At 62.2% G+C, this 25,285-nt stretch carries 27 protein-coding genes; 10 read left to right on the top strand and 17 right to left on the bottom strand.

The features are described 5' to 3' along the window. Nucleotide 1: 1 nt before the first annotated feature. Together purQ and purL are read left to right on the top strand one after the other, a co-directional pair. Nucleotides 2–775 carry a phosphoribosylformylglycinamidine synthase subunit PurQ gene (gene purQ, locus AC6I99_RS03125; RefSeq protein ID WP_224166317.1) on the top strand — a complete coding sequence of 258 codons (774 nt, stop codon included), beginning with the start codon at nt 2–4 and terminating at the stop codon, nt 773–775. Further along, nucleotides 772–3,081 carry a phosphoribosylformylglycinamidine synthase subunit PurL gene (purL, locus tag AC6I99_RS03120; protein ID WP_224094127.1) on the top strand — a complete coding sequence of 770 codons (2,310 nt, stop codon included), beginning with the start codon at nt 772–774 and terminating at the stop codon, nt 3,079–3,081. The genes purQ and purL overlap by 4 nt, the downstream gene beginning before the upstream one ends. Nucleotides 3,082–3,163: 82 nt before the next feature. Here purL and AC6I99_RS03115 read toward each other — a convergent pair whose 3' ends face one another. Genes AC6I99_RS03115 through AC6I99_RS03100 form a run of 4 tightly spaced genes read right to left on the bottom strand, consistent with a single transcriptional unit; the run spans nt 3,164 to nt 6,762 of the window. Then, nucleotides 3,164–4,618 (bottom strand): putative bifunctional diguanylate cyclase/phosphodiesterase, encoded by a 1,455-nt coding sequence (locus AC6I99_RS03115; RefSeq protein ID WP_497946727.1) that lies wholly within the window; start codon nt 4,616–4,618, stop codon nt 3,164–3,166. Continuing rightward, on the bottom strand, nt 4,615–5,118 hold the full coding sequence (locus tag AC6I99_RS03110; protein WP_224094126.1) for a hypothetical protein: 504 nt from the start codon (nt 5,116–5,118) through the stop codon (nt 4,615–4,617). The genes AC6I99_RS03115 and AC6I99_RS03110 overlap by 4 nt, the downstream gene beginning before the upstream one ends. Continuing rightward, entirely contained in the window at nt 5,115–6,293 is a 1,179-nt protein-coding gene (locus tag AC6I99_RS03105) for a GGDEF domain-containing protein (RefSeq protein WP_497946728.1), read from the bottom strand. Before AC6I99_RS03105 ends, AC6I99_RS03110 begins: the two co-directional genes overlap by 4 nt. A gap of 34 nt (nt 6,294–6,327) precedes the next feature. Further along, complete coding sequence (locus AC6I99_RS03100; protein ID WP_497946729.1) at nt 6,328–6,762, bottom strand: SipW-dependent-type signal peptide-containing protein; 435 nt, start codon at nt 6,760–6,762, stop codon at nt 6,328–6,330. A gap of 129 nt (nt 6,763–6,891) precedes the next feature. Here AC6I99_RS03100 and AC6I99_RS03095 point away from each other — a divergent pair, with 129 nt between their 5' ends. Beyond that, entirely contained in the window at nt 6,892–7,185 is a 294-nt protein-coding gene (locus AC6I99_RS03095) for a DUF503 domain-containing protein (RefSeq protein WP_224094124.1), read from the top strand. Between the two features lie 17 nt (nt 7,186–7,202). On the opposite strand, the gene AC6I99_RS03090 is transcribed toward AC6I99_RS03095, so the two are convergent. Then, entirely contained in the window at nt 7,203–7,844 is a 642-nt protein-coding gene (locus tag AC6I99_RS03090) for a GntR family transcriptional regulator (RefSeq protein WP_497946730.1), read from the bottom strand. A gap of 220 nt (nt 7,845–8,064) precedes the next feature. Here AC6I99_RS03090 and AC6I99_RS03085 point away from each other — a divergent pair, with 220 nt between their 5' ends. The 6 genes from AC6I99_RS03085 (at nt 8,065) to AC6I99_RS03060 (ending at nt 13,410) form a co-directional block, all read left to right on the top strand. Beyond that, on the top strand, nt 8,065–9,405 hold the full coding sequence (locus AC6I99_RS03085) for an MFS transporter (protein WP_497946731.1): 1,341 nt from the start codon (nt 8,065–8,067) through the stop codon (nt 9,403–9,405). Nucleotides 9,406–9,493: 88 nt separating this feature from the next. Next, on the top strand, nt 9,494–10,288 hold the full coding sequence (locus tag AC6I99_RS03080; protein ID WP_497946732.1) for a carbon-nitrogen family hydrolase: 795 nt from the start codon (nt 9,494–9,496) through the stop codon (nt 10,286–10,288). A 51-nt stretch (nt 10,289–10,339) separates the two neighbouring features. Next, nucleotides 10,340–11,026 carry a DUF2848 family protein gene (locus tag AC6I99_RS03075; RefSeq protein ID WP_224166310.1) on the top strand — a complete coding sequence of 229 codons (687 nt, stop codon included), beginning with the start codon at nt 10,340–10,342 and terminating at the stop codon, nt 11,024–11,026. Further along, nucleotides 11,023–12,510 carry a 4-hydroxyphenylacetate 3-hydroxylase family protein gene (locus AC6I99_RS03070; RefSeq protein WP_497960234.1) on the top strand — a complete coding sequence of 496 codons (1,488 nt, stop codon included), beginning with the start codon at nt 11,023–11,025 and terminating at the stop codon, nt 12,508–12,510. Before AC6I99_RS03075 ends, AC6I99_RS03070 begins: the two co-directional genes overlap by 4 nt. 2 nt (nt 12,511–12,512) lie before the next feature. Continuing rightward, nucleotides 12,513–12,884, top strand: a complete 372-nt coding sequence (locus AC6I99_RS03065) for a cupin domain-containing protein (protein WP_497960232.1) — start codon at nt 12,513–12,515, stop codon at nt 12,882–12,884. A 1-nt stretch (nt 12,885) separates the two neighbouring features. Then, complete coding sequence (locus AC6I99_RS03060; protein WP_497946735.1) at nt 12,886–13,410, top strand: flavin reductase family protein; 525 nt, start codon at nt 12,886–12,888, stop codon at nt 13,408–13,410. A 94-nt stretch (nt 13,411–13,504) separates the two neighbouring features. Here AC6I99_RS03060 and AC6I99_RS03055 read toward each other — a convergent pair whose 3' ends face one another. The 10 genes from AC6I99_RS03055 to AC6I99_RS03010 all read right to left on the bottom strand — a co-directional run bounded on the left by AC6I99_RS03055 (nt 13,505) and on the right by AC6I99_RS03010 (nt 22,104). Beyond that, on the bottom strand, nt 13,505–14,398 hold the full coding sequence (locus tag AC6I99_RS03055; protein ID WP_216922004.1) for a carbohydrate ABC transporter permease: 894 nt from the start codon (nt 14,396–14,398) through the stop codon (nt 13,505–13,507). After that, nucleotides 14,398–15,423, bottom strand: coding sequence for a carbohydrate ABC transporter permease (locus tag AC6I99_RS03050; RefSeq protein ID WP_224166306.1), 1,026 nt, complete (start codon nt 15,421–15,423; stop codon nt 14,398–14,400). Before AC6I99_RS03050 ends, AC6I99_RS03055 begins: the two co-directional genes overlap by 1 nt. Next, complete coding sequence (gene ngcE / locus AC6I99_RS03045) at nt 15,420–16,829, bottom strand: N-acetylglucosamine/diacetylchitobiose ABC transporter substrate-binding protein (protein WP_497960228.1); 1,410 nt, start codon at nt 16,827–16,829, stop codon at nt 15,420–15,422. The genes AC6I99_RS03050 and ngcE overlap by 4 nt, the downstream gene beginning before the upstream one ends. Nucleotides 16,830–17,006: 177 nt before the next feature. Then, the gene (locus AC6I99_RS03040; RefSeq protein ID WP_497960226.1) at nt 17,007–17,633 is read right to left on the bottom strand and encodes a hypothetical protein; all 627 of its coding nucleotides are present in this window, start codon (nt 17,631–17,633) and stop codon (nt 17,007–17,009) included. A gap of 116 nt (nt 17,634–17,749) precedes the next feature. Further along, on the bottom strand, nt 17,750–18,160 hold the full coding sequence (locus AC6I99_RS03035; protein WP_497960223.1) for an MmcQ/YjbR family DNA-binding protein: 411 nt from the start codon (nt 18,158–18,160) through the stop codon (nt 17,750–17,752). 20 nt (nt 18,161–18,180) lie between these two features. Next, on the bottom strand, nt 18,181–19,074 hold the full coding sequence (locus AC6I99_RS03030; protein WP_497946740.1) for a polysaccharide deacetylase family protein: 894 nt from the start codon (nt 19,072–19,074) through the stop codon (nt 18,181–18,183). Nucleotides 19,075–19,170: 96 nt separating this feature from the next. Then, the gene (locus tag AC6I99_RS03025) at nt 19,171–19,596 is read right to left on the bottom strand and encodes a CoA-binding protein (RefSeq protein WP_497960221.1); all 426 of its coding nucleotides are present in this window, start codon (nt 19,594–19,596) and stop codon (nt 19,171–19,173) included. 9 nt (nt 19,597–19,605) lie between these two features. Next, nucleotides 19,606–20,472, bottom strand: coding sequence for a hypothetical protein (locus AC6I99_RS03020; RefSeq protein ID WP_497960219.1), 867 nt, complete (start codon nt 20,470–20,472; stop codon nt 19,606–19,608). Continuing rightward, nucleotides 20,469–21,023 carry an RNA polymerase sigma factor gene (locus AC6I99_RS03015; RefSeq protein ID WP_497961913.1) on the bottom strand — a complete coding sequence of 185 codons (555 nt, stop codon included), beginning with the start codon at nt 21,021–21,023 and terminating at the stop codon, nt 20,469–20,471. The genes AC6I99_RS03020 and AC6I99_RS03015 overlap by 4 nt, the downstream gene beginning before the upstream one ends. 640 nt (nt 21,024–21,663) lie before the next feature. Then, nucleotides 21,664–22,104 carry an iron chaperone gene (locus AC6I99_RS03010; protein ID WP_224094103.1) on the bottom strand — a complete coding sequence of 147 codons (441 nt, stop codon included), beginning with the start codon at nt 22,102–22,104 and terminating at the stop codon, nt 21,664–21,666. Between the two features lie 250 nt (nt 22,105–22,354). Here AC6I99_RS03010 and AC6I99_RS03005 point away from each other — a divergent pair, with 250 nt between their 5' ends. Beyond that, entirely contained in the window at nt 22,355–22,960 is a 606-nt protein-coding gene (locus AC6I99_RS03005; protein WP_497960216.1) for a TasA family protein, read from the top strand. Between the two features lie 110 nt (nt 22,961–23,070). Here AC6I99_RS03005 and AC6I99_RS03000 read toward each other — a convergent pair whose 3' ends face one another. Both AC6I99_RS03000 and AC6I99_RS02995 read right to left on the bottom strand, forming a co-directional pair. Continuing rightward, complete coding sequence (locus AC6I99_RS03000; RefSeq protein WP_497960213.1) at nt 23,071–24,183, bottom strand: NAD(P)/FAD-dependent oxidoreductase; 1,113 nt, start codon at nt 24,181–24,183, stop codon at nt 23,071–23,073. Between the two features lie 48 nt (nt 24,184–24,231). Beyond that, nucleotides 24,232–25,275, bottom strand: a complete 1,044-nt coding sequence (locus AC6I99_RS02995; protein ID WP_497960210.1) for a Gfo/Idh/MocA family protein — start codon at nt 25,273–25,275, stop codon at nt 24,232–24,234. Nucleotides 25,276–25,285 lie beyond the last annotated feature (10 nt).

Raw genomic sequence — 25,285 nt, 5'->3', positions numbered from 1 at the left:
TATGACTTCGATCCCCCTGATTGGCGAGGCCGTGGCCGTCGCCGCCGAGCCCCGGCTCGCCGGCGCCAAGATCGGCGTTGTGACCTTCCCCGGCACCCTTGACGACCGCGACGCCGCCCGTGCAGTGCGGCTTGCAGGCGCCACGGCGGTTCCGCTCTGGCATGCAGACACCGAACTCGGAGATGTTGATGCGGTCATCATCCCCGGTGGTTTCTCCTATGGTGACTACCTCCGCGCCGGCGCTATTTCGCGTTTCGCGCCGCTGATGACGAAGATCATCGACGCCGCGAACTCCGACGCAAAGCTCCCCGTGCTGGGTATTTGCAACGGCTTCCAGATCCTGACCGAATCGCACTTGCTGCCCGGTTCCATGATCAAGAACGACCACCTGAAGTTCATCTGCCGGGACCAGGTGCTGCGCGTGGAGAACGCCAATACTGCCTGGACCCTGGACTACCAGAACGGCCAGGAAATCACTGTGCCGCTGAAGAACCAGGACGGCCAGTACATCGCTGACGAGAAGACCCTTGACGCCCTTGAGGCTGAGGGCCGCGTGGTGTTCCGCTACGTTGGCTTCAACCCGAACGGCTCCCGCCGCGACATCGCGGGCATCTCCAACGCCGCCGGCAACGTAGTTGGCCTCATGCCGCACCCCGAGCACGCGGTCGAGGTCGGTTTCGGACCCGAGTCGCTTGACGGAATCGGCGGTTCCGACACTGACGGCCTGGGCTTCTTCACCTCCGTTTTGAACAAGATTGTGGGAGGCGACAAGTGACCACGGAAACCACTAAGAAGTTCAACATCGATACTGTTGAGCACGCTGCCAAGACCCCGGACACGGAACTCCCGTGGGCCGAGCTGGGCCTGAAGAAGAACGAATTCGACGAGATCGTCAAGGTCCTGGGCCGCCGCCCCACCGGCGCCGAACTGGCCATGTACTCCGTCATGTGGAGCGAGCACTGCTCCTACAAGTCCTCCAAGAACCACCTCCGCCAGTTCGGCGAGAAGGTCACCGAGGAAATGAAGAAGGACATGCTGGTGGGCATCGGCGAGAACGCCGGCGTCACCAACCTGGGCGACGGCTGGGCCGTGACGTTCAAGATCGAGTCCCACAACTCGCCGTCGTTCGTTGAGCCTTACCAGGGTGCCGCTACCGGCATCGGCGGCATCGTCCGCGACATCATCTCCATGGGCGCACGCCCCGTCGCCGTAATGGACCCGCTGCGTTTCGGCGCGATCGACCACCCGGACACTGCCCGCGTCATGCACGGTGCCGTGGCAGGCATCGGCGGCTACGGCAACTGCCTCGGCCTGCCGAACATCGGCGGCGAAATGGTCTTCGACTCCGTCTACCAGGGCAACCCGCTGGTGAACGCACTCGCGGTGGGCGTCATGCGCCACGAGGACATCCGCCTCGCCAACGCCTCCGGCAAGGGCAACAAGGTTGTTCTGTTCGGTGCCCGCACGGGTGGCGACGGCATCGGCGGCGCTTCGGTGCTGGCCTCGGAGTCCTTCGATGACACCAAGCCCTCCAAGCGCCCCGCCGTCCAGGTGGGCGACCCCTTCGCGGAGAAGGTCCTCATCGAGTGCTGCCTTGAGCTCTTCAAGGGCTCGCTGGTTGAAGGCATCCAGGACCTCGGCGCCGCAGGTATTTCCTGTGCCACGTCCGAGCTCGCCTCCAACGGCGACGGTGGCATGGAGGTTGAACTGACCTCCGTCCTGTTGCGCGACCCCACGCTGACTCCGGGCGAGATCCTCATGTCCGAGTCGCAGGAACGCATGATGGCCGTGGTCACCCCGGAGAACATCGAAGCGTTCGAAGCTGTGATGGACAAGTGGGCTGTGGAGTACTCCTGGTTGGGTGAGGTCACCGATACCGGTCGCCTCATCATCACTTGGGAAGGCGAAGTAATCGTCGACGTCGATCCCCGCACCGTTGCGCACGACGGCCCGGTCTATGACCGCCCGTTCGCACGCCCGGAATGGCAGGACTCGGTCCAGGCGAACTCCTTCACCGGTTCCGTTGAGGACGCCAACCGTCCTTCCGCTCCGTCGGAACTGGCTGCTGCCGTTACTGAACTGGTCGCTTCGCCGAACATGTGCAGCAAGGACTGGATCACCAACCAGTACGACCGCTACGTGGGCGGCAACACCGCCATGGCTTTCCCTGACGACGCCGGAGTGGTCCGCGTTGACGAGGAAACCGGCCTGGGCGTTGCCCTGGCAACCGACGCCAACGGCCGCTACACCTACCTTGAGCCGTACCAGGGTGCACAGCTGGCTCTGGCTGAGGCCTACCGCAACGTCGCCACCTCCGGCGCTGTTCCGATGGCCGTCAGCGACTGCCTGAACTTCGGCTCCCCCGAGGACCCGGACGTCATGTGGCAGCTCGCCGAGGCCATCCGTGGTTTGTCAGACGCCTGCATGGAGCTCGGCATCCCGGTGACAGGCGGCAACGTCTCGCTGTACAACCAGACCGGCACCACGCCCATCCACCCCTCCCCTGTGGTGGCAGTCCTGGGCAAGCTCGACGACGTCGCCCGCCGCACGCCGTCGGGCTGGCGCGAGGACGGCCAGGCCATCTACCTGCTCGGCACCACCGCAGCAGAGCTGGACGGTTCGGAATGGTCCAACCTCCGCGGACACCTCGGTGGCCTGCCGCCGAAGGTGGACCTCGCAGCTGAGCGTGCGTTGGGCGAGATCCTGATCAACGCTTCCCGCGACGGCATGGTGGATGCAGCACACGACCTCTCCGAGGGTGGCCTCGCTGCCGCACTGGTTGAGTCCTCGCTGCGCTATGGCGTGGGCGCCCGCATCGCCCTTGAGGAACTTATGGAGCGCGACGGCGTGGACCTGTTCACCGCCCTCTTCTCCGAGTCGCAGGCCCGTGCAATCGTCTCGGTGCCACGCTCCGAGGAAGTCCGCTTCAAGGACATGTGCACCGCCCGCGGCTTCGCCCACCTCCGGATCGGCGTGGTTGACGCTGCCGGTGGAAAGCTGGAGATCAACGGCGTGGACGAGCTGTCCTTGGACGCCCTCCGTGAAGCACACGAGGCCACCTTGCCGAAGTACTTCGGCTAAGCCTCCTCGCTCAAGCAACGCGGGGTCACTTACAGCCCATAAATCCCCTCGGGATGGGCCGTAAGTGACCCCGCGTTGCTGTTTAAGCGGGCCAGGTCTGTTGGCGGGAGAGCTGGGCCGTGAATTCCGGCCCGGGCAGAGGGCGGCCGAAGTAATAGCCTTGGCCACTCGTGCACCCGATGCTTCGAAGCGCTTCGGCCTCTTCCGCCGTTTCGACTCCCTCCCAGATGCCCTCAAGGCCGCACGAGCGGATAACCTGTTGGATCGCGGCGAGGAAGCCAAGTTGCGTCGAATCCTTACCGAGCCCTTGGACGAACTGCCGGTCCACTTTCACGCGGTCCACCGGAAGTTTTCGGAGATATCCCATGGACGAGTAGCCCGTCCCGAAGTCGTCGATCTCCAGCCCAACACCCAGGCGGTGCAGGCTCGCCAAGGTGTAACGGTCCAGCTCATTGTTTTGGATGACGGCGCTCTCCGTGAGCTCCAAAACCAGTGATTCCGGTGGCAGACCCGTTTTGACCAGCGCGTCCCGCACGTCGTCCACGAACTCCAGGCTTTGCAGGTCCGCAGCAGAGACATTGATTCGCATCGTGAAATGGTGTTGTGCCGTGGCCGGGTTGTCCCGCCACTGACGCAGTTGCTCCACGGCTGCCCGGAGGACCCACCGGCCCAACTCTGCGATCAAGCCTGTGGCCTCTGCAACGGGGATGAAGTGGTCCGGCATGATCAGCCCACGCACAGGGTGGTTCCAGCGGACCAAGGCCTCGGTGCCCTCAATCCGGCCAGTGGCCAGCTCAACGATCGGCTGGTAGAAGAGGACCAGCTGGTCCGAGCGGATGGCTTCCCGGAGCTCCCCCACAATCTGGCGCTGGAGTTGCCGGGCATGAAGCGTGGAGGGATCGAACAACTTGAGCTTGTTCCGGCCCTCGCTCTTGGATTCCTCCATCGCCATATCGGCCTCCTGGAGAAGGTCCTCGACGCTATGGTGCGGCTCTGCAATCCGAAGGCCCATGCTGGCACCGCAGCGGACACTGCTGTTCCCGAGGTCGATGTTGGGTTCCAGAGCCGCAAGGATACGGTTTCCGACGGCGGCCGCCCGGTTTTGCGGCGTGGCGGGCAACAGCACGGCGAATTCGTCGCCACCCAGGCGGGTAACGACGTCGTTCTCCCGGACCGCCGAGCGGATCCGCATCCCGACCGTGACCAGAATCTGGTCTGCGGAAGCATAGCCAGCGGACTTCTTGAGTCCCTTGAAGCCATCCAGGGTTACGAGGAGGAGTGCGGCTGGGGGCGCACCCCCGGCAGCAGCCTCCTGCGCTTCAACGAAGGCATCCATCAAAGCCACACGGTTGCCAAGCCCCGTGAGGGCGTCCGTGAAGACTTCGCGCCGCTGCTCGTGGCGTGCTTGGTGGAGCTCCTCCATCAGCGCCCTGATGTGCCGCTCCAGTTTCGCGATCCGGGCGTCAATGTCGGCCGGGAAGGAGCGGCTGGGCTGGATTCCGCTGGGTTGGGCTGTGCTGGGCTGGGCTGCGTTCACGACGCTTCCATGCGACGCAGGGTGTCGTCAGCTACGGCTTTCGGTTTGGCAACAGGGTTGCGGCGTTCGTCGAGGAAGAGCCGGTACGAGGCGACATCGAGCCTGCCGTCTCCTTCAATGGGAGTCCCGGCCCGGTACACGTGCGTAATCCAGGAACCTCCCAGGATGGCTTCGATCCACGCATCGCATTCGGCCAGCGGAAGAGGTACACGCGTTCCGGTGTTTCGCCGATGGCCGGCGATGGAGACCGTAATGCAACTGCCCAGGAGCCCTTTATCTGCGGTGAACCATGCAAGGCCCTCTACGTCGGCCACAATGGTCAGGTTTGCGCTGTCATCGCCTACGGACTGGACGGGTTGCATCCGCACGGAACGCCGGGCCACGTTCAAGGCTGCGGGTGTTCCAGCCTGGTACGGAGCACTGGTGATGTCGTGCCGGAAGGCACTCAGTTCCTGGTTGTGCTGGATCTGGATCCGGGTGGTGAGTTCATTGATTGTCATGATCGTGCCTCGTCAGCGATAGTGGCCGCCTGGAGGCGGTCTGCTCCTACAATCCGGTTTCTTCCCTGTGCTTTGGCGCTGTACAGGGCTGCGTCTGCCACCTCGATCATGGAGGTGAGGTCTGGGGCAGCGGGGGTGCTTGCCGTGACTCCGTAGCTGATGGTGGGGAAGGACACGCCCTCCGGAACCTGGGTGGAAGCCATACGGCGGCTGATCTCGACCGCAATGCTTTGGGCCCGCTCCTGCGTGGCTCCGGGAAGGAAGAGAACAAATTCTTCGCCGCCATACCGGCCGATGAGGTCCGTTGACCTGACCGAGGACGTGCAGGCTTCGGCGAAAGCCTTCAATGCGACGTCACCTGCCCGGTGCCCATGAGCGTCGTTGACCAGCTTGAAGTGGTCCAGGTCAGCCAGGACTATTGCGGCACCGGAATCATTGGCGCGCAGTCGTTTGAGTTCGGTGGATGCGAGGTCCAGGAAGGCTCCCCGGTTGAGGAGACCTGTCAGGTGGTCCTTGGTGGCCCGTTCCTTCAGGCCCTTGATCAGTTGGTCGCTGCTTAATGTGGTCATACTGAAGGACACCGTCACCAGCAGCACCAAGGACACCAGGCCCGAGGGCGCAGGACCAAAATAGATACGGAATGTTGCGCTGTCGGGGCCTTCGAGTGCGTAGACCAACCAACGGCCCAGGTAGTAGATCGCCAGAAGTCCGGCGGCCAGGGAGAGTGCTTTGTGCACTTGCGAGTGGGTCGCCTTGATGAACCACAAGTCACGGGCCGCCAGTGCGATGCCCAGGGTCATCATGGCCAGGTACACGAAGCCGCCGGACCACACGTTGGAGCCGGGACTTTCCTGGACGGAGGCCACCGCGGTGACGACGGGAGCGACGGCGAGTTGCCACGGTGCCGCTTTAAGGTCCCGCAGCGTACGGGCACCCGCCCAGACGCTGAACGCTCCGGCCACCACCAGGACGTTGCCGGAAGGGTTGGCCCAGTGCTGGGCCGGTGTTCCGTTCAGGAGGAACGCGGTGTTTCCCAGCATGAACTGCAGCAGGGCCAGGCTCCACCAGCCCGCGTAGGGTGACCGGGTGCGCCGGTACGAGGCGAGGAACAGCGCGAAGAGCGTCAAGGTGACCACTCCGAGGGCTATCCTCACCGAAAACGAGTCGAGCACCATTGTTCGCTCCTGCCGCTTGGTCCCACGCCAATTTCTAACATGTCAGGGTTCCTGTCAAAGCGGAGCCTTTCCATGTGTTGGTCGAGCCGGGAACCTTGTAATACCCGCGGATCTCGTAGGTCCAACTGCCCAGGGGCTGAATTCCGGACCTATAGGACTTTCCGGCATTCTTGCTAAGGTCGCCGGTGAATTCCAAAGTCCCGGAGGGGCTGTACAGCTTGATCTCGTGATAGTTCGCGCCAGGAACTTCCGCGAAGGAAATCACGTCCACGGCGACCTTGGCACCGTTCGCCGAGCAGGTCATCACCACGTCCGCGCTGGTCGGGGCAAGGAGACGCATGGCCGAGTACTGCGGCGTGGCATTCCTGGTGTCAGAGAATGCGGCAAGGGCTGCGGTGGGACCGGCCATCATGGAAACAGCGACGGCGGTTACGCCCGCGAGTGCGCGCCAGGTATGGTTCTTGCTCATGCCGCCCGCCCCCTTAGCTGCTTCCGGCCCTGCTCTGGTTCCAGTCTGATCGGGCTGGATCAATCCCGGTGCGGCATTTCCTCAAGATTGGCTCAGGATTCCGGGCCGGAGACGTGCCCATAATGAACCATGTGGATCGGTTGGATTGAATTCGATGTGCTCCTGGGCGATGTCCATAGCCTCAAGGAGAAGCGCTCGCTCGTGCGGCCCGTCATTGCTGAACTCAAACGCCGCTTCGAAGTGTCCGCAGCCGAGACCGGACTGCAGGACCAATATCGCCGGACCTTGCTGGGTGCGGCGCTCGTGGCGCCTGACCGCGCGCACCTCAAGGAAGTGCTCGACGCCGTTGAACGCTTTGTCGCTGCCCGGCCCGAGCTTGAGCTGCTGAGCGCAAGGCAACGGGAGCTGCACAGCGAAGACTAGGCGTCCAAACCCAGGGGTTAGTAGCCGATGACCGCCAGCCGCGTTGAGTCCAGATGGGCATCGATTGCTTGATGTGCGGCGTCCAGGCTCCGGGTGCGCAAGGCATCCACAATCAGCTGATGCTCGCGGAGCACGTCCCCGGCACGGTCTGTCCCCTGCGTGACAGCGCGGACACCAATCCTGAGTTGCCGCTGACGAAGGGAAGCGTAGAAATCGGCCAGGATTGGATTTCCTCCCGCACGCACCATGAGCGTGTGGAATTCTGTGTCCAACTCAATGAACCGGGCGGGGTTCTCCTTCGCTTCGCGCTGCTGGTCGATGATGCGTTGGAACGCGTCGATCTGCCCATCCGGCATGCTGTCCAGTGCTGAGACGGCCCACTTCTCCACCACGGAGCGGGCCTGAAGGATTGCCCGGACGTCGGGGTCCGAGATTGGCGGAACGTAGGCGCCTTTGTGTGGAATCCGTTTGACGAACCCCTCGGCTTCGAGGCGCAACAATGCCTCACGGACCGGTGTGCGCGACGTACCGGTGGATTTTGCGAGAACCGCCTCATTGAGGAAGGTCTCCTCATCCCGCGGCAGGGCAGCGATATAGCTTTTCATCCACTGATAAGCCACTTCGGGCTGTGATTGAGCAGTGGGGGTCATCTGGATCATGGAGAGCCTTTCTCGCGAAGCCCAGTATACGAGTTGCATTCAGGACCGGCCCGGACGCTCTCGAAAAAACTTCTTCGTCAAATATAGACGGGTTGTATACAACTAGTCTACAGTGTTGTTCAGTGACTCCGCTCACCCATTTGGAACCCCTCAATTTCCTGGGACCGGCCTCGCTTCCCCGGAAGCCCCGGCCGCTCCCAACCGCAAAAGGATCCCCACAATGACCGATTTGAAGAAAGCAGAACTGAGGCAGCAGAAGCACTCCAGCCTGCCCGTGGTCGCTGCTTCGAGCCTGGCCGGCACGGCCGTCGAATGGTACGACTTCTTTCTCTACGGCACCGCCGCCGCATTGGTTTTCAACAAGCTCTCTTTCCCTACCGGTGACCCCCTCGTGGGAACCATGCTGGCGCTGGGAACATTCGCCGCCGGCTTCCTTGCCCGCCCGCTGGGCGCCGTCGTCCTGGGGCACCTGGGCGATAAGCATGGCCGCCGTGCCACCCTGGTAGCCAGCCTCATGCTCATGGGCGTAGCCACCACACTTATTGCGTTCATCCCTTCTTATGCAGCCATCGGCGTCGCAGCACCGTTGCTGCTCTTGCTGTTGCGCCTGATTCAGGGATTCGCACTGGGCGGCGAATGGGGCGGGGCCGTTCTCCTCGTTTCCGAGCACAGCAATGACAGCGCACGGCGTGCATTCTGGGCATCCTGGCCAAACATGGGTCCGCCGCTGGGCAACCTCATGGCTGCAGGTGTGCTGGCAATCCTCGCCGCCACCATGCCCGAAAGTGAATTCCTCGCCTGGGGCTGGCGCCTCGCCTTCGGACTGTCCGCCCTCCTGGTGATCATTGGCCTGGTCCTGCGTCTCTACGTTCAGGAGACTCCGCTGTTCAAGGAAGCACAGCTGAAGCGCGCGGCAGAAGCCATCAAGGAACGGAAATTGCCCCTGGCCGTTCTGTTCCGCCGCAACTGGCGCCAACTGCTCATCGCCACCGGCAGCCGCATGGGTGAAAACGCAGGCTTCTACATCTACTCGCTGTTCATCATCACCTACGTCACCCAAATCATGGGCTTGCAGCGGCAGACAGGCCTCACCGCCGTCATGATCGGCCAGGGCGTCGCGGTCGTCGCCATCCCCATCCTGGCGCTCTATGCGGACAAAGTGGGCCGGAAGCCGATCATGATCGGCGCTTCGATCGCCACAGTCATCTGGGCGTTCGCGTTCTTCGCACTGCTTAACACAGGCCAAGTCTGGGGCATTATTGCCGCCGCCGTCGGCGGTCTGTTGATCTTCGCCGCCTACAGTGCCGTGATCGGTGCGTTCTTCTCCGAGTTGTTCCCCACGGATGTCCGGTACAGCGGCACCTCGGTTGCGTACAACCTCGCCTCGCTGATCGCCGGATCCCTGTCCCCCATCATTGCCCTGGCTCTCTACAGCGCCTTCGGCACTGGCTACGCAATCGGCATCTACCTCGCAGCGATGGGCCTAATCTCCATGGTCTCGGTCATGTTCGCCAAGGAAACCAAGGGCCTGCGTCTCAGCGACCTGGACGAACAGAAATAGTCCCCCGCGAGATGGCACTTCATAACAGTGTTTGCCCAAAACATTGGCGCGAAGTGCCAACTCGAAACACGAAAGTAAGGAACCAACCATGAAAGTCGCACTCGTCCAGGTGGCCAGTCCGGATTCGGAATCCCGTGGGCAGCGGATAGATCGCGTTGAAGCGATTCTTCGCGGCATCGACGGTGCCGAGCTGATCGTCCTGCCCGAACTATGGAGTGCCGGATACTTCCACTTCGATGAGTACGAAGCACTGGCCGAGACCCTCTCTGGTCCCACGGTGTCCATGTGTTCACGGGTTGCCGCAGATCTTGGTGTGTACCTTCACGTCGGGAGCATCATCGAGGCCGGCGGGGACGGCCGGCTCAGCAACACGTCCATCCTGCTGGGACCGGACGGGAAAATCCTGCACACGTACCGGAAGATCCACGTCTTTGGTTACAAGTCCAAGGAAGCCAGCCTCCTCACCGCCGGATCCTCCCTGCCTGTGGTGGAGTTGCCCTTCGGAGCAACGGCCGGGATCACCTGCTATGACCTCCGGTTCCCGGGCTTGTGGATGGAGCTGAGCACCCGGGGTGCGGAAATCGTCATCGTCCCTGCAGCCTGGCCCGCAGCGCGTCGCGAACACTGGCGCCTGCTCACAACCGCCAGGGCGCTGGAACACCAAATCTTCGTCATTGCCTGCAACGCCGCAGGCAACCAGGAAGGCGTGGAGCTTGGAGGACACAGCCGGGTGGTGGACCCGGCCGGCAACGTACTCGCCGAAGCCGGCGCCGGGGAATCAGTGCTCATGGTGGACATCGATCCCGATCAGGTCAAGGCAGTACGCACCGAGTTCCCGGTCATTGGTGATCGGCTCGCGGCCTACGACGCCCTTGCCGTTTGACCTTTGGCCAAGCCGAAACACCACGATTCAGGCAGCATTCAAGGAGACGTAATGGAAACAACACGGCAAGTCCCACTCACCTTCAGGGTGGTGGGCACGGACAAGACAATCACGGTCTCGGACTTCCACGCAGTAGTGGCCGGCTATACCGGCCGGGATCCCAAGGCCGTGCAGCATCACATCGACGAGCTGGCAGCCATTGGCGTGGCTCCACCGCCGGAAGTGCCCATGTTCTACCGGATGGACTCGCACCTGTTCGATACATCAGGCGAACACGACACCAGCAACAACCTGACCTCCGGCGAAATTGAGCCACTCTATATTCGCCACGACGGAAAGTACTACCTCGGCATCGGTTCCGACCACACGGACAGGGACATCGAAGCCCAGGACATTGGCGATTCCAAAAGGGCATGCCCCAAGCCCATCGCTTCCGAGGTCATCGAAGTCCCTTCACTCGAGGACCTGGACCTTGACCAGTGCACTGCCCGCTCGTGGGTGGACGGCGAACTGTACCAAGAGGGTTCGTTGGCGGGCCTGCGCAAGCCGGCGGACGTCGTCGAAAAGCTCCTGGCGCGGACGGACATCGGTGACTCTGACTTCATGTGCCTGGGTGGCACTCTGCCACTGCTGAAGGGGAAGTTCGTTGACGGAACTTCCTGGAAAGTAGAGCTCTCGTTCCCGGATGGGACGAGAATCGAACACAACTACAAAATCAAGAAAGGCTCACTTCGATGAGAACCGGAAAGCAATACCTGAAGTCCCTGAACGATGGCCGGACGGTGATCCTCGATGGCGAGGTAGTTGGCAACGTCCTGGAACACCCGGCGTTCGCGAAGGTCGCCCGGACCATGGCTGAGCTGTTCGACATCGCCGCAGATCCGAGCAACGGCATGCAGTTCCATTCGGAAGAAATCAATGGACCGGCGAACCGCACGTTCGCTGCCCCGCGCACCCAGGAAGAGCTCGTCCTCCGCCGTCACGCCATTGAAAAGTGGGCCAAGCACACCCACGGCTGGGTAGGCCGCAGCCCCGACCACGTGGGTACCTTCTTCGCCGCCTTCGGCTCGCACGCGGACGTGTTCAAGAATGACGAGCGCGACTTCGCCGGCAACGTCGAGCGCTACTACAAGAAGATCCTTTCCGAAAACCTGTACCTTTCCTACGCGATCATTCCGCCGCAGGTCTCCCGCGCAACCACTGCGTCCGGTTGGGAAGGCGAATACCTGCAGGTCGGCGTCGTGCGTGAAACCGAGGAAGGCATCATTGTCCGGGGCTCGCAGATGCTCGCCACTGGCGCGGCGATTGCGGACGAAGTGTTTGTCACCTGCATCAAGCCGCTGGGTCCGGATGACGTGGACTTTGCCGTCAGCTTCGCCGTTCCGGTGGCGACTGACGGCTTGAAGCTGTACTGCCGCCGTCCGTTCGCGCCGGTAGCCACCAGCGACTTCGACTACCCGCTGACCAGCCACTACGACGAGCCAGACGCGTTGGTTGTCTTCGACGACGTCCTGATCCCTTGGGACCGCGTCTTCATCAACCGGAACATCGAAACCCTTCGCCGCCAGTTCTTCGATACCGGTGCCCACGCGTTGGGAAACTGGCAGGCCCAGATCCGATTCTCCACCAAGCTGAAGTTCATTGCTTCTGTTGCACGCAAGGTCACCCAAGTGAACGGCACGGACAAGATCCCCGGCGTGCAGGAGAAGCTTGGCGAGCTCGCCGCGATCGTCCAGTCCGTTGAATCGGCGGTCCTTGCGGCCGAATACACGGCAACGGTTGACGACGCCGGCATGGTGGTTCCCGGGAAGAGCGCACTTTACGGGGCCATGGGTCTTCAGTCCGAGACTTACCCGCGGGTGATTTCGATCCTTCGCGATCTGGTTGGTGGTGGCGTGCTGCAACTGCCGTCCAGCGTCGCGGACATGACCAGCAATGTGACCCGTCCGGACATGGAACGCTATGTGCAGTCCCCCGGTGTTGCCAGCGAAGAGCGCGTGAAGCTGTTCAAGTTGGCCTGGGACATCATCGGTTCCGAGTTCGCCGGACGCCACCAGCAGTACGAAATGTTCTACGCGGGCGCCCCGTTCGTGGTCCGCGGTGCCTACACCTACCGGAACTACGGCTACGACGCCCTGGTGGCAGAGCTGGACAAGTACCTTGGTTCTTACGGCATCAACGGCCCAGTAGACGGCGGCGTCAACGGCATGGAAGGAGAATAGCCATGGCAAAGCCCGAATTCGAGTTCACCCCCACATCCTCGGTGGATTTCGCACCCTGCAACCCGCACATTGAGGGCTTGTCGGAGGCCATCCTTGCCCGGGATTCGGACAATGACAGCGTCACACGCATCCTCAAGTTCGAACCCGGGACGGACACCTCACCCAATGGTGTCCTGACGCACGATTTCTGGGAAGAGGTCTTCATCTTCGAGGGCTCGTTCGTGGACCAGCGCCTGGGCAAGACCTTCAAAGCCGGCGATTGGGCCACCCGCCCGCCGGGCATGGAACACGGTCCGTGGGTTTCCGAGACCGGGGCCAAGATGTTCGAGGTCCGGTACTACACGGATCCCGCAACAGCCGAGCGGAGCAACTGACATGAGCCTCGCACCGCTCTTCACTGTTCCCGATGCCATGGGGATGCGCCGCGCAATGGGCCGCTTCCTCACGGGTGTCGCCGTGGTCACCACCAAGCACGAGGATGAGCTGTACGGAATGACCATCAGCTCGTTGACCTCCATCAGCCTGGAACCGCCTATCCTCATGATCTCGCTGAACTTCGGCACGCGGACCGGTGAGGCGTTGATCGAGAGTGGCAAGTTCGCCGTCTCGATCCTTGGGGCCAAGCAGGAGTCGATGGCGCGACGCTTTGCGGTGCGGGGCGGCGACCGTTTCGGCGAGGGCGAATTCGACATGACCGAGAATGGACTTCCCGTCATCAAGGGCGCCCTCGCCCAGGCTGATTGCACCGTTGTGCAGCAGTACGACGTCGGAGATCACCAGGTCTTCTTCGGCCAGGTCACCACGTGCCGGGACCGGGACGGCGAAGTGCTCGCGTTCAAGGCGGGCCGCTTCGGCTCGTTCTCCGACTTCGGCCACGCGGAGATCCCCTGGATGTTCTAACCTCCCTCTTAAAGCAACGCGGGGTCACTTACGGCCCATAAATCCCCTTGGGATGGGCCGTAAGTGACCCCGCGTTGCTTTTGGCAGGCGTGTGCTATTTCGAAGTGCCCTGCGAGACCGAACCCTGCAGTTGACGCTGGAAGATGACGTACACAATCAGCACAGGAACCACCGTGACAGTGACGGCGGCGAAGAGTGCCCCGAAGTCCACGGCGTACCCCATCTGGCCGGCGAAAGCCGCGAGGCCCTGCGAGAGAACACGCGGCCCTGCAGCATTGATGGATACAGGGATGAGGAACTGGTTCCACAGGCCCAGGAAGTTGAAGATGGCAACCGAGGCGAGGCCCGGCTTGGCCATCGGCAGCATGACCTGGAAGAAGGTCCGCCACTCCCCTGCTCCGTCGAGTGCTGCTGCTTCGGTGATTTCGTGCGGCAGGGACTTGAAGAAGGAGAACAGGAAGAACACTGTGAACGGCAGGGCGAACCCTACGTACACAATGATCAGGCCCGGCAGGGTGTTCAGCAGTCCGATGTTCTTCAGCACGAAGAACAGCGGGACCATGGCAAGGAAGATCGGGAACGTCAGGCCGGCCAGCATGAGGTAGTAGATCGCCCGGCTGCCCGGGAATGTGTACCTCGCCAGGACGTAGGCGCACATTGCACCGAGCACCATGACGATCACCAGTGCCGAGCCCACCACAACCACGGAGTTCAGGAAATAGCTCCCGATCCCGGCCTCACTCCAGGCCTTCACATAGTTGTCGAACCGCCACTGCGAGGGCAAAGCGAACGGAGAGGCGAAGATCTCGCTGGATGTCTTGAAGGAGGACATGAACGTCCACAACAACGGCAGGATCACGATGAGCGACCAAATGGTCAGCGCAGTGTGTGAAACAGCGCCCACCAGTTTGTCCCCGGGAGTAGTGGCGGGTTTGCGCGGCTGGAAATGCAGCGACTTCATTTCAGGGGTTGAGACTTTTGTTGTCATTAGATGCTCACGTCCTTGTCGCCACCAGTGAGCCGGTTAACCACGAACACCAGGCCGGAGAAGATCAGGGTGGCCACGGCCAGGACAACGCCCATGGCACTGGCCAATCCGAATTGGCCCTTGCTGAAAGCCGTGAAGAACAATTGCTGTGCCATCACGAGCGTCGAGTTGTCCGGACCACCGCCGGAGTTCAGCGCCGCCATGTAGACGAACGCATCGAGCGCCAGGATGCCCATGTAGATATAGGCGGTCTGGATGTTGTCCCTGATCAGGGGGATGGTGATGGACACGGCGGTGCGGAGCCTTCCCGCGCCGTCGATCCTGGCGGCCTCGAACAGCTCAGCAGGAATGCCCTTGATGCCGGCCACGAAAAGGACCATGTAGAAGCCAACAAAGCCCCACACAATCACGAACATGGTGGCGGTCATGGCTGTGTTCTTATCGCCCAGCCACGCGAAGTCCTTGAACTGGTCAAGGCCCATGCTGGTCAGGATCCCGTTGAGCAGACCCCCGGACGGATCATAAATCTGGCCCCACATGATGCCGATCGCGATGGCAGGAATCGTGTACGGGAAGAACGAAACAACGCGGTAGAAGCTGGAATTGCGCAGCCCCTTGATCTGGCCCTTGCTGCTCCCACCCACGGTGACCATGGTTGCGAGGACCAGGCTCAGGATGATGGTGACGATAGGCAGCACGATGACCAGGAGAATGTTGTTCCCCATCGCCTTCATGAAGATGTCGTCCGAGAAGATCCTGGCGTAGTTCTCAAAGCCGATGAAGTTCTGTGTGGGCGAAAAACCCGACCAGTCCGTCAAGGAATATCCGAAGGCCTGGATGAACGGCCAGATCACGAACAAGAGATAGATCGCCAGCGGCAGGCCAAGGAACACCGCGAAGAAGCTGACCTTGTCCCACGTCAGCGGCTTGCGCCGGCGCCTCACCACAACCGGTGGGGCCATGGCCGGAACGACGGCGGCCAGGCCGTCGTCGTTCCGGCTCTGCTTGGTTTTCACTACGGTCACTTCACTTCAATCTTCTTGACCGAGCTGTCGTTGCGGACCTTGTCGGTGATGTTCTGGAGGGCGGAGGTCAGCGTCGCAACGTCCGACTTGCCATCGAGGAAGGTGTTCCAGACGACGAGCTGGTCCTTGTTGGTGCCGTAGAGGTCGATGAAGTTCCAGGTGTAGATGTTCTCGCCTGCATCGCTGAGCAGCTTTGTCTGCGAGACCAACGCCGTGGAACCGAAGCCGTCGGCCGGCACGGTGTCCTTGACGATGGTGGGAGCAAGCTTGGTCTTTGCGAAGTTGGTAGCAGCTTCCTTGGAGAGCATGACGCGGAGCAATTCCTTGCCGCCGGCAACGTTCTTGCCTTGGGACGGAACGACGTAAGGCTCGCCGGCTGCGCTGTGCAGCGAGGCGTACGGCTTTTTGGGGCTCGCGCTCACTGAAGGCACTGGTGCGCCCGTCATCTTGAAGTCCGCCTTGGTCTGGTCCTTCATCTCGTTTTCGATCCACGAACCGGACGGGTAGAAAACCGCTTCCTGGGCATTGCTCCACTGGGCCTGCGCTGCCGTGAACTGCGTTCCGGAACCGCCGGGCTTGAAGTATCCCGCCTTGATGATCTTGTCCAAGGCCGTGAAGACGGACTGGATGGCCGGGTGCGACCAGCAGTCTGCCTTGAGGTTCTCCAAGGCCAACCGGACGTCGTCGCCGCCTTCCTTGATAGCGGAGGCGATCGCCATTTCCTGGTAATACGTGGCTGCTTCCTTGCCCCAGAGGAACAGGTACTTGCCCTTAGCCTTGGCCTGCTCGCCGAGCGCGTACATTTCGTCCCAGGTCTTGGGAACGGTCCAGCCGTTTTCCTTAAGGAGGGAGTCCGAATACCACATGGCGTAAACGGTGAGCACATAGTTCAGGGCCGCCAGCTTGCCCTCGAAGGTCCCTGGAGCGAGCACGCCGGTGTAGAGGGTGTCCTTGATGACCTTGCCTTCGAGGTTCTTGGCCTCCACCACGCTGGTGAGGTCCTCAAGCTGGGCAAGGATGGTGCTGAAACCAATGGCCTTGGCACCGGAGTTGTCGATCAGGTCCGGCGGGTTGCCACCGACGAAGCGCGGCTGGAGCTCCTGTGCGATATCCGTTGACGGGGCAATCTTGGCGGTGGAACCCGAGTGGGCCTTTTCGAAGGCCTTGCCGGCGAACTCCACGTAGTCGATGCCATAGCCGCCCTTGAAGATCACGGCGTCAACGGTGGACTTGTCCGCCATGCCAAAGGGGTTGGTGTCGGAGACAGTGCCCGTGGGGCCTGTAGTCGTACCGCCACCACCTGCTGCGCAGGACGCAATGGATCCCCCTATGGGGACGAGCACCGCAGCTGCGAGTGCCCCGCGGAGGAATCCGCGGCGGCCAAGGGACTGGTGCTGAACGTTCATTTTCGTAACCCTCCAGTGACTCGTAATGTCGACTGTTGCGGCAGGCGGCCGGAAAGTCGGACAGTCTGGGTTGGCCACTCTGCAGCGCCAACCTTCGTGTGACATACTTCACCACGAATGATCGAAAATCAATATTTCTCGGTAGTTTCGATCAACATTTGTCAAAGCGTGATCTTTCTACGGACCCTCCGCAAGGGCTTTTCCACACTCGGTAATCGCTTCCCGCGCGAGCAGCTTTTGCCGCTCAGTTCCCAGTCTTTCCGCCCATTGTTCGGCCAATTGGAACTCCACCAAGGCCTCGGTGAAGCGCCCGTTACCGTGCAGAAACCAACCAAGACTTGTGTGCAAAGCAATCATCCATCGCTTGGTTCGCTCATGACGGGCCGTGGAGGCGTATTCCAGGGCGCTCCGCATCCAGGCTTCCGCGTGGGCGGTGTCCGCAATGGAGAGCATGTGCAGTGCGTCCACAGCCAGGAATTCCTCACCAAGGTGGTCAGCCAACTCTGCCGCCTGCTCCAGCAGCGGCACCGCCATCGCTGGATGCCCGCCGGCGTTCAAAATCCGGCCGCGCTCCAAAAGTACCCGCACGCCCACAGTGGGTTCGTCGCCGTCGATCCCGTCAAGGAGTGCGTCAGCTTCCTCCCACCTGCCCTGCAGGCCGATGGCCCGACCAAGCTGGGTTGCCAGCTCGGCCCGCTCATCGGCGTCGTAGATTTCCTCCAGCATGGCTGCACGAAACCTGGCTTCGGACGCTGCCGGGTCGCCAAGGTTCCATAAGTGATCCAAAGTTCCCTGATCCAGCATCAACCCGCTCCTGACCAGCCCCAGCTGCGCCCGTTGGCTTGCACTATCAATCTAGCCCCATGTCAGCGGCGTGGGGAGAGGGTGCGGGGCCGTGTCAGAGCCGGCGCAGCCCGGCCTCAGAAACCAGTGCCGTTGGCGAGCCGCGCCCAGCCGAGCTGTTCCTGCTGCTTGCGGCTTAGCGTAGCCACCACCAGGTCATAGGAGTCCTCCACCATGTCCCGGATCATGTCATCGGGAAGGGCTCCATCCAGTCGGACGCCGTTCCAATGGGTCTTGTTCATATGCCAGGCACCCGTGATCTCGGGATGCGCTGCGCGGAGTTGCTCTGCCAACGCGGGCTCGCACTTCAGGCTCACGGACCAATTGTCAGGATCCATGGCGGAAAGCGCGAACATCTTGGCCTCGTGCCGCGCTCCACCCGCGACGGCGGCCCGCACCTTGAACACGGAGGTTTCAGGTCCGAAGGGGAAGTCTTCAAAGGCACCGGGAAAACCCAGGCAGATCCGGCGGAGCTGGGAAACGTCCATGGAGGTGAGCTTACCCGGCCCTATGCCACGCCCAGGAAGTCCTCCAGCAGCACCACTTCCAGGCCCGCAGCCAACTGCGCAGCACGGAACGCAGCGAGGTCCGCGGCGAACTCGGCACGGAAATGCATCAGCACGATGTCGCCGGGACGCAGGGAGTTACCAACCTGGTAGTCCATTTTTCCGGCGTTCGCCTTGGCCTCCCACGTGACGATCGCCTTCATTCCAGCGGCCGCAACCGCCTGGCGCATGACGTTGGAGTAGGCTCCGCCCGGGGGCCGGAACAGCGTGGGACGCCGGCCGTAATGCTGAAGCGCGTAGTCCTGCATGCCCACGATGTCGTTCAGCTGCTGCTGGTACCCCCACTGCCGCACCATGTTGATGTTGTGCGTGACGGTGTGGTTCTCCACCAGGCTGCCTTGCGCCTTGAACGCGTTGAAGAATGCGGGGTTGTCCGCGATGGTGTCCCTGGTCAGGAACAGGGACGCCGGATAGTCGTAGTCAGCCATGAGCTTGACCGATTCCGGGGTTTTGATGTTGCCGTCGTCGATCGTCAGGAACACTACCGGGTGTTTGGTCTCGATCTTGGTGATCACGGGTGCAAGGCCGCCAACAATCGGCGGAAGCTGGTAATCGGGGATGAACGTCCGCCGGATCCGTTTCGTGGCGGCGGGCGTTGGGGTTGGGGCTGCACTGGACGACGGCGGCACCTCACCCCCGACCGACAACCCGCCGTTCGGGCCCGCCACCTCGGGCGACGCCGACGCGGAACCGTGCGGCAGCTCCGGCGTCGTGCTTTGAGGGACTGTGCTTTGCGCGGTTGTGGTTTCGGGTGCAGCGCAGGCACTCAAACCGGCAACGAGCGAAGCACCGAATACCCCCAGAACGGCCCGCCGGGCTGGTTGGGAAACTGGCATGGAAATGGGCACCGCTGAATGGTCGCCACACATGGCCGTCCCCCAAGGCTAAAAGAATGAGTCAGCTGCAGATTAGCAAAGGATTCGACCCGGCGATTACAGGCCGTAATGCCAGCCTTCGCGTGCCGGGCAGGAATTGACCACGACGTCCAGGCCCGCATCCCTGGCGCGCTGCACGGCGTCGTCGTCAAAAACGCCCAGCTGCAGCCACACAGCCTTGGCACCGATGGCAATTGCCTGATCAATAACAGCGCCCACCCGCTGGGAGTTGACGAAGCAGTCAACGACGTCAATGGGGTGTTTCTCCGCAGGAATATCCATAAGGGACTTGTATCCCTTTTCACCATGGACGTCCTCGCCCTTGAGGTTCACGGGGATGATCTCCATGCCCATGCGGTCCCGAACGTACAGGGAGACGTCGTATGCGGAGCGCCACTCATTGTTGCTAAGCCCTACTATTGCCCAGCATGCTTTTGTTCGCATCAATCGTTCCACTACGGCCGGATCGTTGACATGCATCATGAGGCAAGCTTAGTGTCCCGCGCCCCTCAACCACTGCTTCAGCTTCTCCATAAAGGACTGGAACTCTTCGTGAGACGGCTTCCCGCCCAGCGATGGGAGTGCCTGGCTTGGTTTGTTACCGTGGGCCGGAGCGGGCTTGGCAGTTGCAGTCGGCGCGGCGGTTGGTTCAACAACGTCAGGGAGCCCGGCCTGCCCAAGCTTTCCCTCGTCAAGGCTTATCTCCCGAGGCTCTGCTTCCGCAGGCTTCGCTTGGCCCGTAGGGGGCAACTCGCCGCCCGCGCCCGAAGCCGGGACGTTCGCGACGTCGGCCGGCCGCGCCCCAGGTTCTGCCTGCGCTCCAGGCGCTGGCCGGACTCCGGTCGCTGGCTGCACTCCAGCCGCTGGCTGCAAAGAAGCCTGGCCTGACGGCCCGGCAGCGTCGGGAGCCTGCGGCACCGCAGGTGATTCGGTGACTGGCGGAAGGGCTGCGGGATCCACTGAGGGCGCTGGTTCGGTGCTGACCTTCGGAGCGTCAGGCGCAGGCGCTGCGGCCGAAGGTTTCGTAGCGAAATTGCCCATCAGCGCATCAACGAAGGTGGGTGTGCGGGTGAAACCGGAACTGGCCGCAGCCACACCACTCACGCCGAGCCCCATAGCCGCAACCACGGCAACGCCCACCACAGCCGTGCGGTGTTTGTTTCGCAAACGGCGCTTGCTGACTTCATCATGGGGTCCGGCGAGCATCGCGGCCAGCGCCGCGTTCGGGGCAGGTGCCGGGAGGGTCGCGAAGGAACGCATGGAGAGCAGGGCCTGGCGAAGGTCGGGCGCGTCAGTGGGCCCGGCGTCGAGCAGGAGCTCGTCGACGATATCTTCGCGTTCCATATCCCTGTATGTCATGAGGACACGTATTCCTTTACTGCCGAATGCTCACGGAGCGTCATCAAAGCCCTGCGCTGCAGTTGCTTCACCGCGCCGGCGGATTTCCCCATGGTGACGGCCACCTGCTCAACGGTCAGGCCTGCCACGATCCGCAGGACCAGCACCTCGCGTTGATCGTCCCCGAGGTAATCCAGGAGCTTCATGACCTCGTGAGGGGCCAGGAGGCCCATTGCCTCTGATTCTGCAGAACCCGATTCGCGGGTATCGCGCTCCGGCTCGAACTGGTGGTGTTCCGGGGCCCTGCTTTGCTTCCGATGCTCATCTACCATGCGGGCGTGGGCCACGGAAAAAACAAAGGTCCGTAATCCGCCTGCTCCTCCCCGGATCTCATCCAATCGGGGCAGGACAGCAAGGAACACGTCCTGTGTGATGGCCTCGGGATCCGACACGCCTTTAGCAGTCAGGTAGCCGAGAACCGGTCCGGCGTACGCCTGGTAGACGGCGCTGAACAGTTCCGCGTTATTGCCCTTGAGCGCGTGAAGCGCTTCGTCGGTCAATGCGTCGGTCACAGTAAAGGGACTTTCGATCGGCGGCAGGTCCGGGTTTGGAGCAGGGTCGTCCGCCTTGGCTCGACGGCAACCCACCAAGGGTATCTGCTCAACCGGGCCACCCCAAGGATGGCCCATCATGTCCCTCAAAATCTCATCAGGAAAGAGAAGAACCGGGCTGGAACATGATGGGGGACAAATTCCAGCCCGGCCCTTTCAAAGACGTAATCGTCGGGATACGCGAAAGGGTTACGCGAGGTACGAACTTTTTTGAAAACTTTTTTGCGGCCCGTCAACGCGACCAGTGAGCTCTGGACTCTGCACACATAATCACTAGTGTGGGAAGGACCAATTCCGAGTTCCAAAAGGAGAGATGATGACGCTTCCTCCGACTCACGAACCTGAGCCGTTCCCGCCGGAACCGGGGCCGGTCCAGCCACCACCAGATCCCACTACCCCGTTCCCGCCCAGCCCTATTCCGGATCCAAATCCGACGCCCGGGCCGCTTCCGGTTCCGGATCCTGGTCCCGTTCCGCCACATCCGGATCCAACACACCAACCGGATCAGCCGCCAAGTTAGGCCCCTTCAGGACCTGAACACGTACGACGGCGGCCGTCACCTTCCAGGGTGACCGCCGCCGTCGTCGCCGGTTCCGCTCCGCTAGCCGACCGCCCTCTTGATGAGCTCGACGATCGTTGTTTCAAGCTCCGGGGTGAGTTCAGTCAGGGCATACGATGTTGGCCACATGTTGCCGTCATCGAGCATCGCACTCTCTTCGAAGCCGAGAGTGGCATACCTGCTCTTGAACTTGTCGGCGCTCTTGAAGAAGACGATGTTCTTCCCGTCCTTGGCATACGCCGGCATTCCGTACCAAGTCTTCGGGGAAAGCTCCGGCGCGTGCTCCCTGATGAGCGCATGGAGTCGCTGCGCAATGGCCTTGTCCGCCGGTGGCATCTCGGCGATTTTTGCCAGGACGTCGCTCTCGCCGTCGGCTTTGGAAGCCTTCCTGGTCTTTTTGAGTTCTTGCGCGCGCTCCTTCATGGCGGCGCGTTCGTCCTCGGAGAATCCGTCGTAGGACTTGGTAGTTCCGGTCTCCGTCATGGCAGGCCCCTCTCGCTGCTGGAAATCTTTCGGATATTTCAACGATAGGTCCGTCGCCGTTCGCGGGGCTTCTTCGAAACTGCTCGACTTCAGGACTGCACTTCATTGATCTTTTCCTGAGCAAGTGTTGATGGATTGCAGGAGTGGTCCTTGATCCTGGCCCGGCACAGTGGTTCTTGTCAGCCACTCAGGGCCGGCACAGGAAACGGCCGGCCGGCAGCGGTGGCCTCCCGAAAGGACACTGATTCCCATGGCCATCAGCCTCAAGACCACCTCCGGCAAGGTCCTCGCTTCCGTCGCACTGCTCGGCACCGCAGCCGCCGTCGCCGGCATGGGAACCTACGGCGCGTTCACCTCCTCCACCTCAGCCAGCCAGCAAGTCACCGCCGGCACCGTCACCATCGCCCTGGGCACCGGAGCGAACAACACCCTCAACGTCCCCGTCGCGGGCCTGCTGCCCGGAGACAAAGTCGAAAAGCTCGTCACCCTGGCCAACACCGGCAACTCGGACCTGAACAACGTCACCCTCACCACCTCCGCCGGCGCCACCGCCTCACTGCTCACCACCGACGTCACCAACGGCCTGCAACTGACCATCGAGAACTGCTCCGTCGCCTGGACCGGCGCCGCAGCCCCCTACACCTGCACCGGCACCAAAACCACCGTCATGGCCGCCGCCCCGGTGATCACCGCGAACAAGGTCCTAAACAACCTCACCGCCCTGGCCCCGGCCAAAACCGACTACCTCAAAGTCACCACCGCGTTCCCCGCCACCGCGAACGACACCTTCCAAGGCGCCACCAGCACCATCGCCTTCGCCTTCACCGGCACCCAACGCACCGAAACCACCAAATAACACCAGCAAGCAGCACCACCCCAAAAACTCCAACGGCCCCGACACGCTTATGCAGATGGCGTATCGGGGCCGTTGGCCCTTGTTAATGCGGCTTATTGAAGGGGTAACCGCTAGGAAAAACGGCCCGGCCGGAATGTTGCCAGCATGGGGTGCTTCCTGCCTGTCAGGATCTCTCCGGACAGCAGTTCACCTGCAATGAGTCCCAACGTGGCACCCGAGTGCGTGAACGCTACAAAGCAGCCGGGCACTTGGCCCAGTTCACCGAAGACGGGCTCACCGTCGCCGGGGATGGGCTTGTAGCCGATCTTCCAGGACGCAGGCTTGAGTTCCGGGTTGCCTGCAATCAGCTTGGAGGATTCGTCGGCCAGTTCCTGGACAACCTCGTCCGGGATGCTGAAGGAGCCGTCGGCGTGTTCGGTGATCCGGTCTTCGTACCAGTCGTGGTCCAGGGCGAAAGTGTTGCCCGGGTTGGGACGGACGGCGGCACGTGGCGTATTCATCACTGCCTTCACCTGATGCTCCACGGGCTTGGTGACCACCAGCATGGACACCGGGGAACCATTGGGGATTTCCACACCGAGCGGCTTCACGACGGCGGGTGTTGCTGCGCCGCATGCCACGAGGACGGCATCGGCTGGATAGGTCTCGCCGGAAGCAGTCTCGACGCCGTTGGCCCGGCCGCCGTCGAGCGTCACCTGGACTTTGCCCGCGTTGAGGATGAGCTTGCCGCCGAGGCTGTGGAACTCCTCCATCAGGAAGTTGACCAGGTCCGGCAGGCTGACCCAGCCCTCTCCCGGGTTGAAAATGGCGTTCTCGGGAACAGCGCTGGCGTCGATGCCGGGCGTCACCGATGCAATCTCTTCAGGGGTGAGGAGTTTGGAGTCGTAGCCAATCGACTGTTCGTACGCATGGCGGGCTTCGGTCACCTCGCGCTGGCCGGCAGCGTTCCACATGAGGCCTCCGCCGAACTGCAGCCACTCGCGGGTGGGGTCGGCCGCGAACAGTGTCCGGTACCGGTCCACGCCGGCCAGCCGCAGCTGGTGGTAAGGGGTGGACCTTTCGCCCGCTGAATTAAGCCAGGACAGTGAACGGCCGGTGGCCTCGCTGGCCAGGCCCTGCTCGGTCAGGAGCGTCACGGAAGCTCCCCCGCGGAGCAGGTGAACGGCGGTGGAAACGCCCAGGATGCCGCCCCCGATGACGGCGACGTGCTTGGTGGAGGACATAGTTCTCCCTTTCTTTCGTGCTTGTGGATGCTTGGGACGCTCTTGCACTTAGGCGAAGGCGTGGATGCTTTCGATGATTTTGAGGGTTTCCAGCGCCTCGGCCGGAGCTACGGGAAGCCGCCCTTGGCCACGGAGGCAAGCTGCCAGTTCTGTGTAGAACTGCGGGTAGGCGCCCTTTTCTGCAGGTACGGGTGTGGCTGAACCGTCCACTCCCAGAAGCCCCCAAGACTCCTGGGGTTCAACGCCATAGGAAGCCTCCGACGGCCTAACACCGGCTGCGAGCGCCGGTTCCTGGCTGTCGAGACCCCACTTGGTGTACCCGGCTTTTGATCCGAGGACGTGGAACCGCGGGCCAACCTGGGCCGCCATGCCGTTCATCCACAGCCGGGATCGAACGCCGGACTCGTGGAGCAGGGTGACGAAGGCCTCCGTGTCTGCCGCGCCGGGGTGGGGGCCATGGTTTGCGGTTTCGCCGTAGCCTTCCTCCACTGGTCCAAACAGCTGGATGGCTTGGTCGATCAAGTGGGCGCCCAGGTCATGGAGGATGCCACCGCCCTCGGCCAGGGTTGATGTATCGCGCCAGTTTCCGAAGCCTTCAGGCCGCCACCATTCAAAACGTGACTCAAAAGTCCGTACTTCACCCAGCGCCCCTTCCTGCAGCAGTTTGCGCAACGTCAGGAAGTCGGCGTCCCACCGGCGGTTCTGGAAGACAGTGAGCTGCACACCGGCGTCGGACGCGTGTGTGGCCAGTTCCTCACCGTGGGCGACGCTGGTGACGAAAGGTTTGTCCACCACAACGTTCAGGCCGCAAGCGATCGCCGTGGCACCAAGCTGGAGGTGGGTGAGCGGCGGCGTTCCCAGCACCACAAGATCGAGCTCGCTGGCAAGCGCGAACATGTGTTCCGGAGTGGGCAGTATCCTCGCTTGTGGGTAGAGGCGGGCGGCCTCGCGGGCGCGCTCCGGGTCCGCCGTCACGATGACGTCCAGTGAATAGTTCGGATCCGCTGCAATCAGCGGGGCATGGAAGACCTTGCCTGAGACGCCAAACCCGACGACGGCGGTCCGGATCGGTGCCGCTGTTCCTTGGGCCATCACAGGATTC

The organism is Arthrobacter sp. TmtSoilC77 (assembly GCF_059739415.1).
Note: the sequence above shows the minus strand (reverse complement) of the source record. Positions and strands in the feature narration are given on the sequence as shown.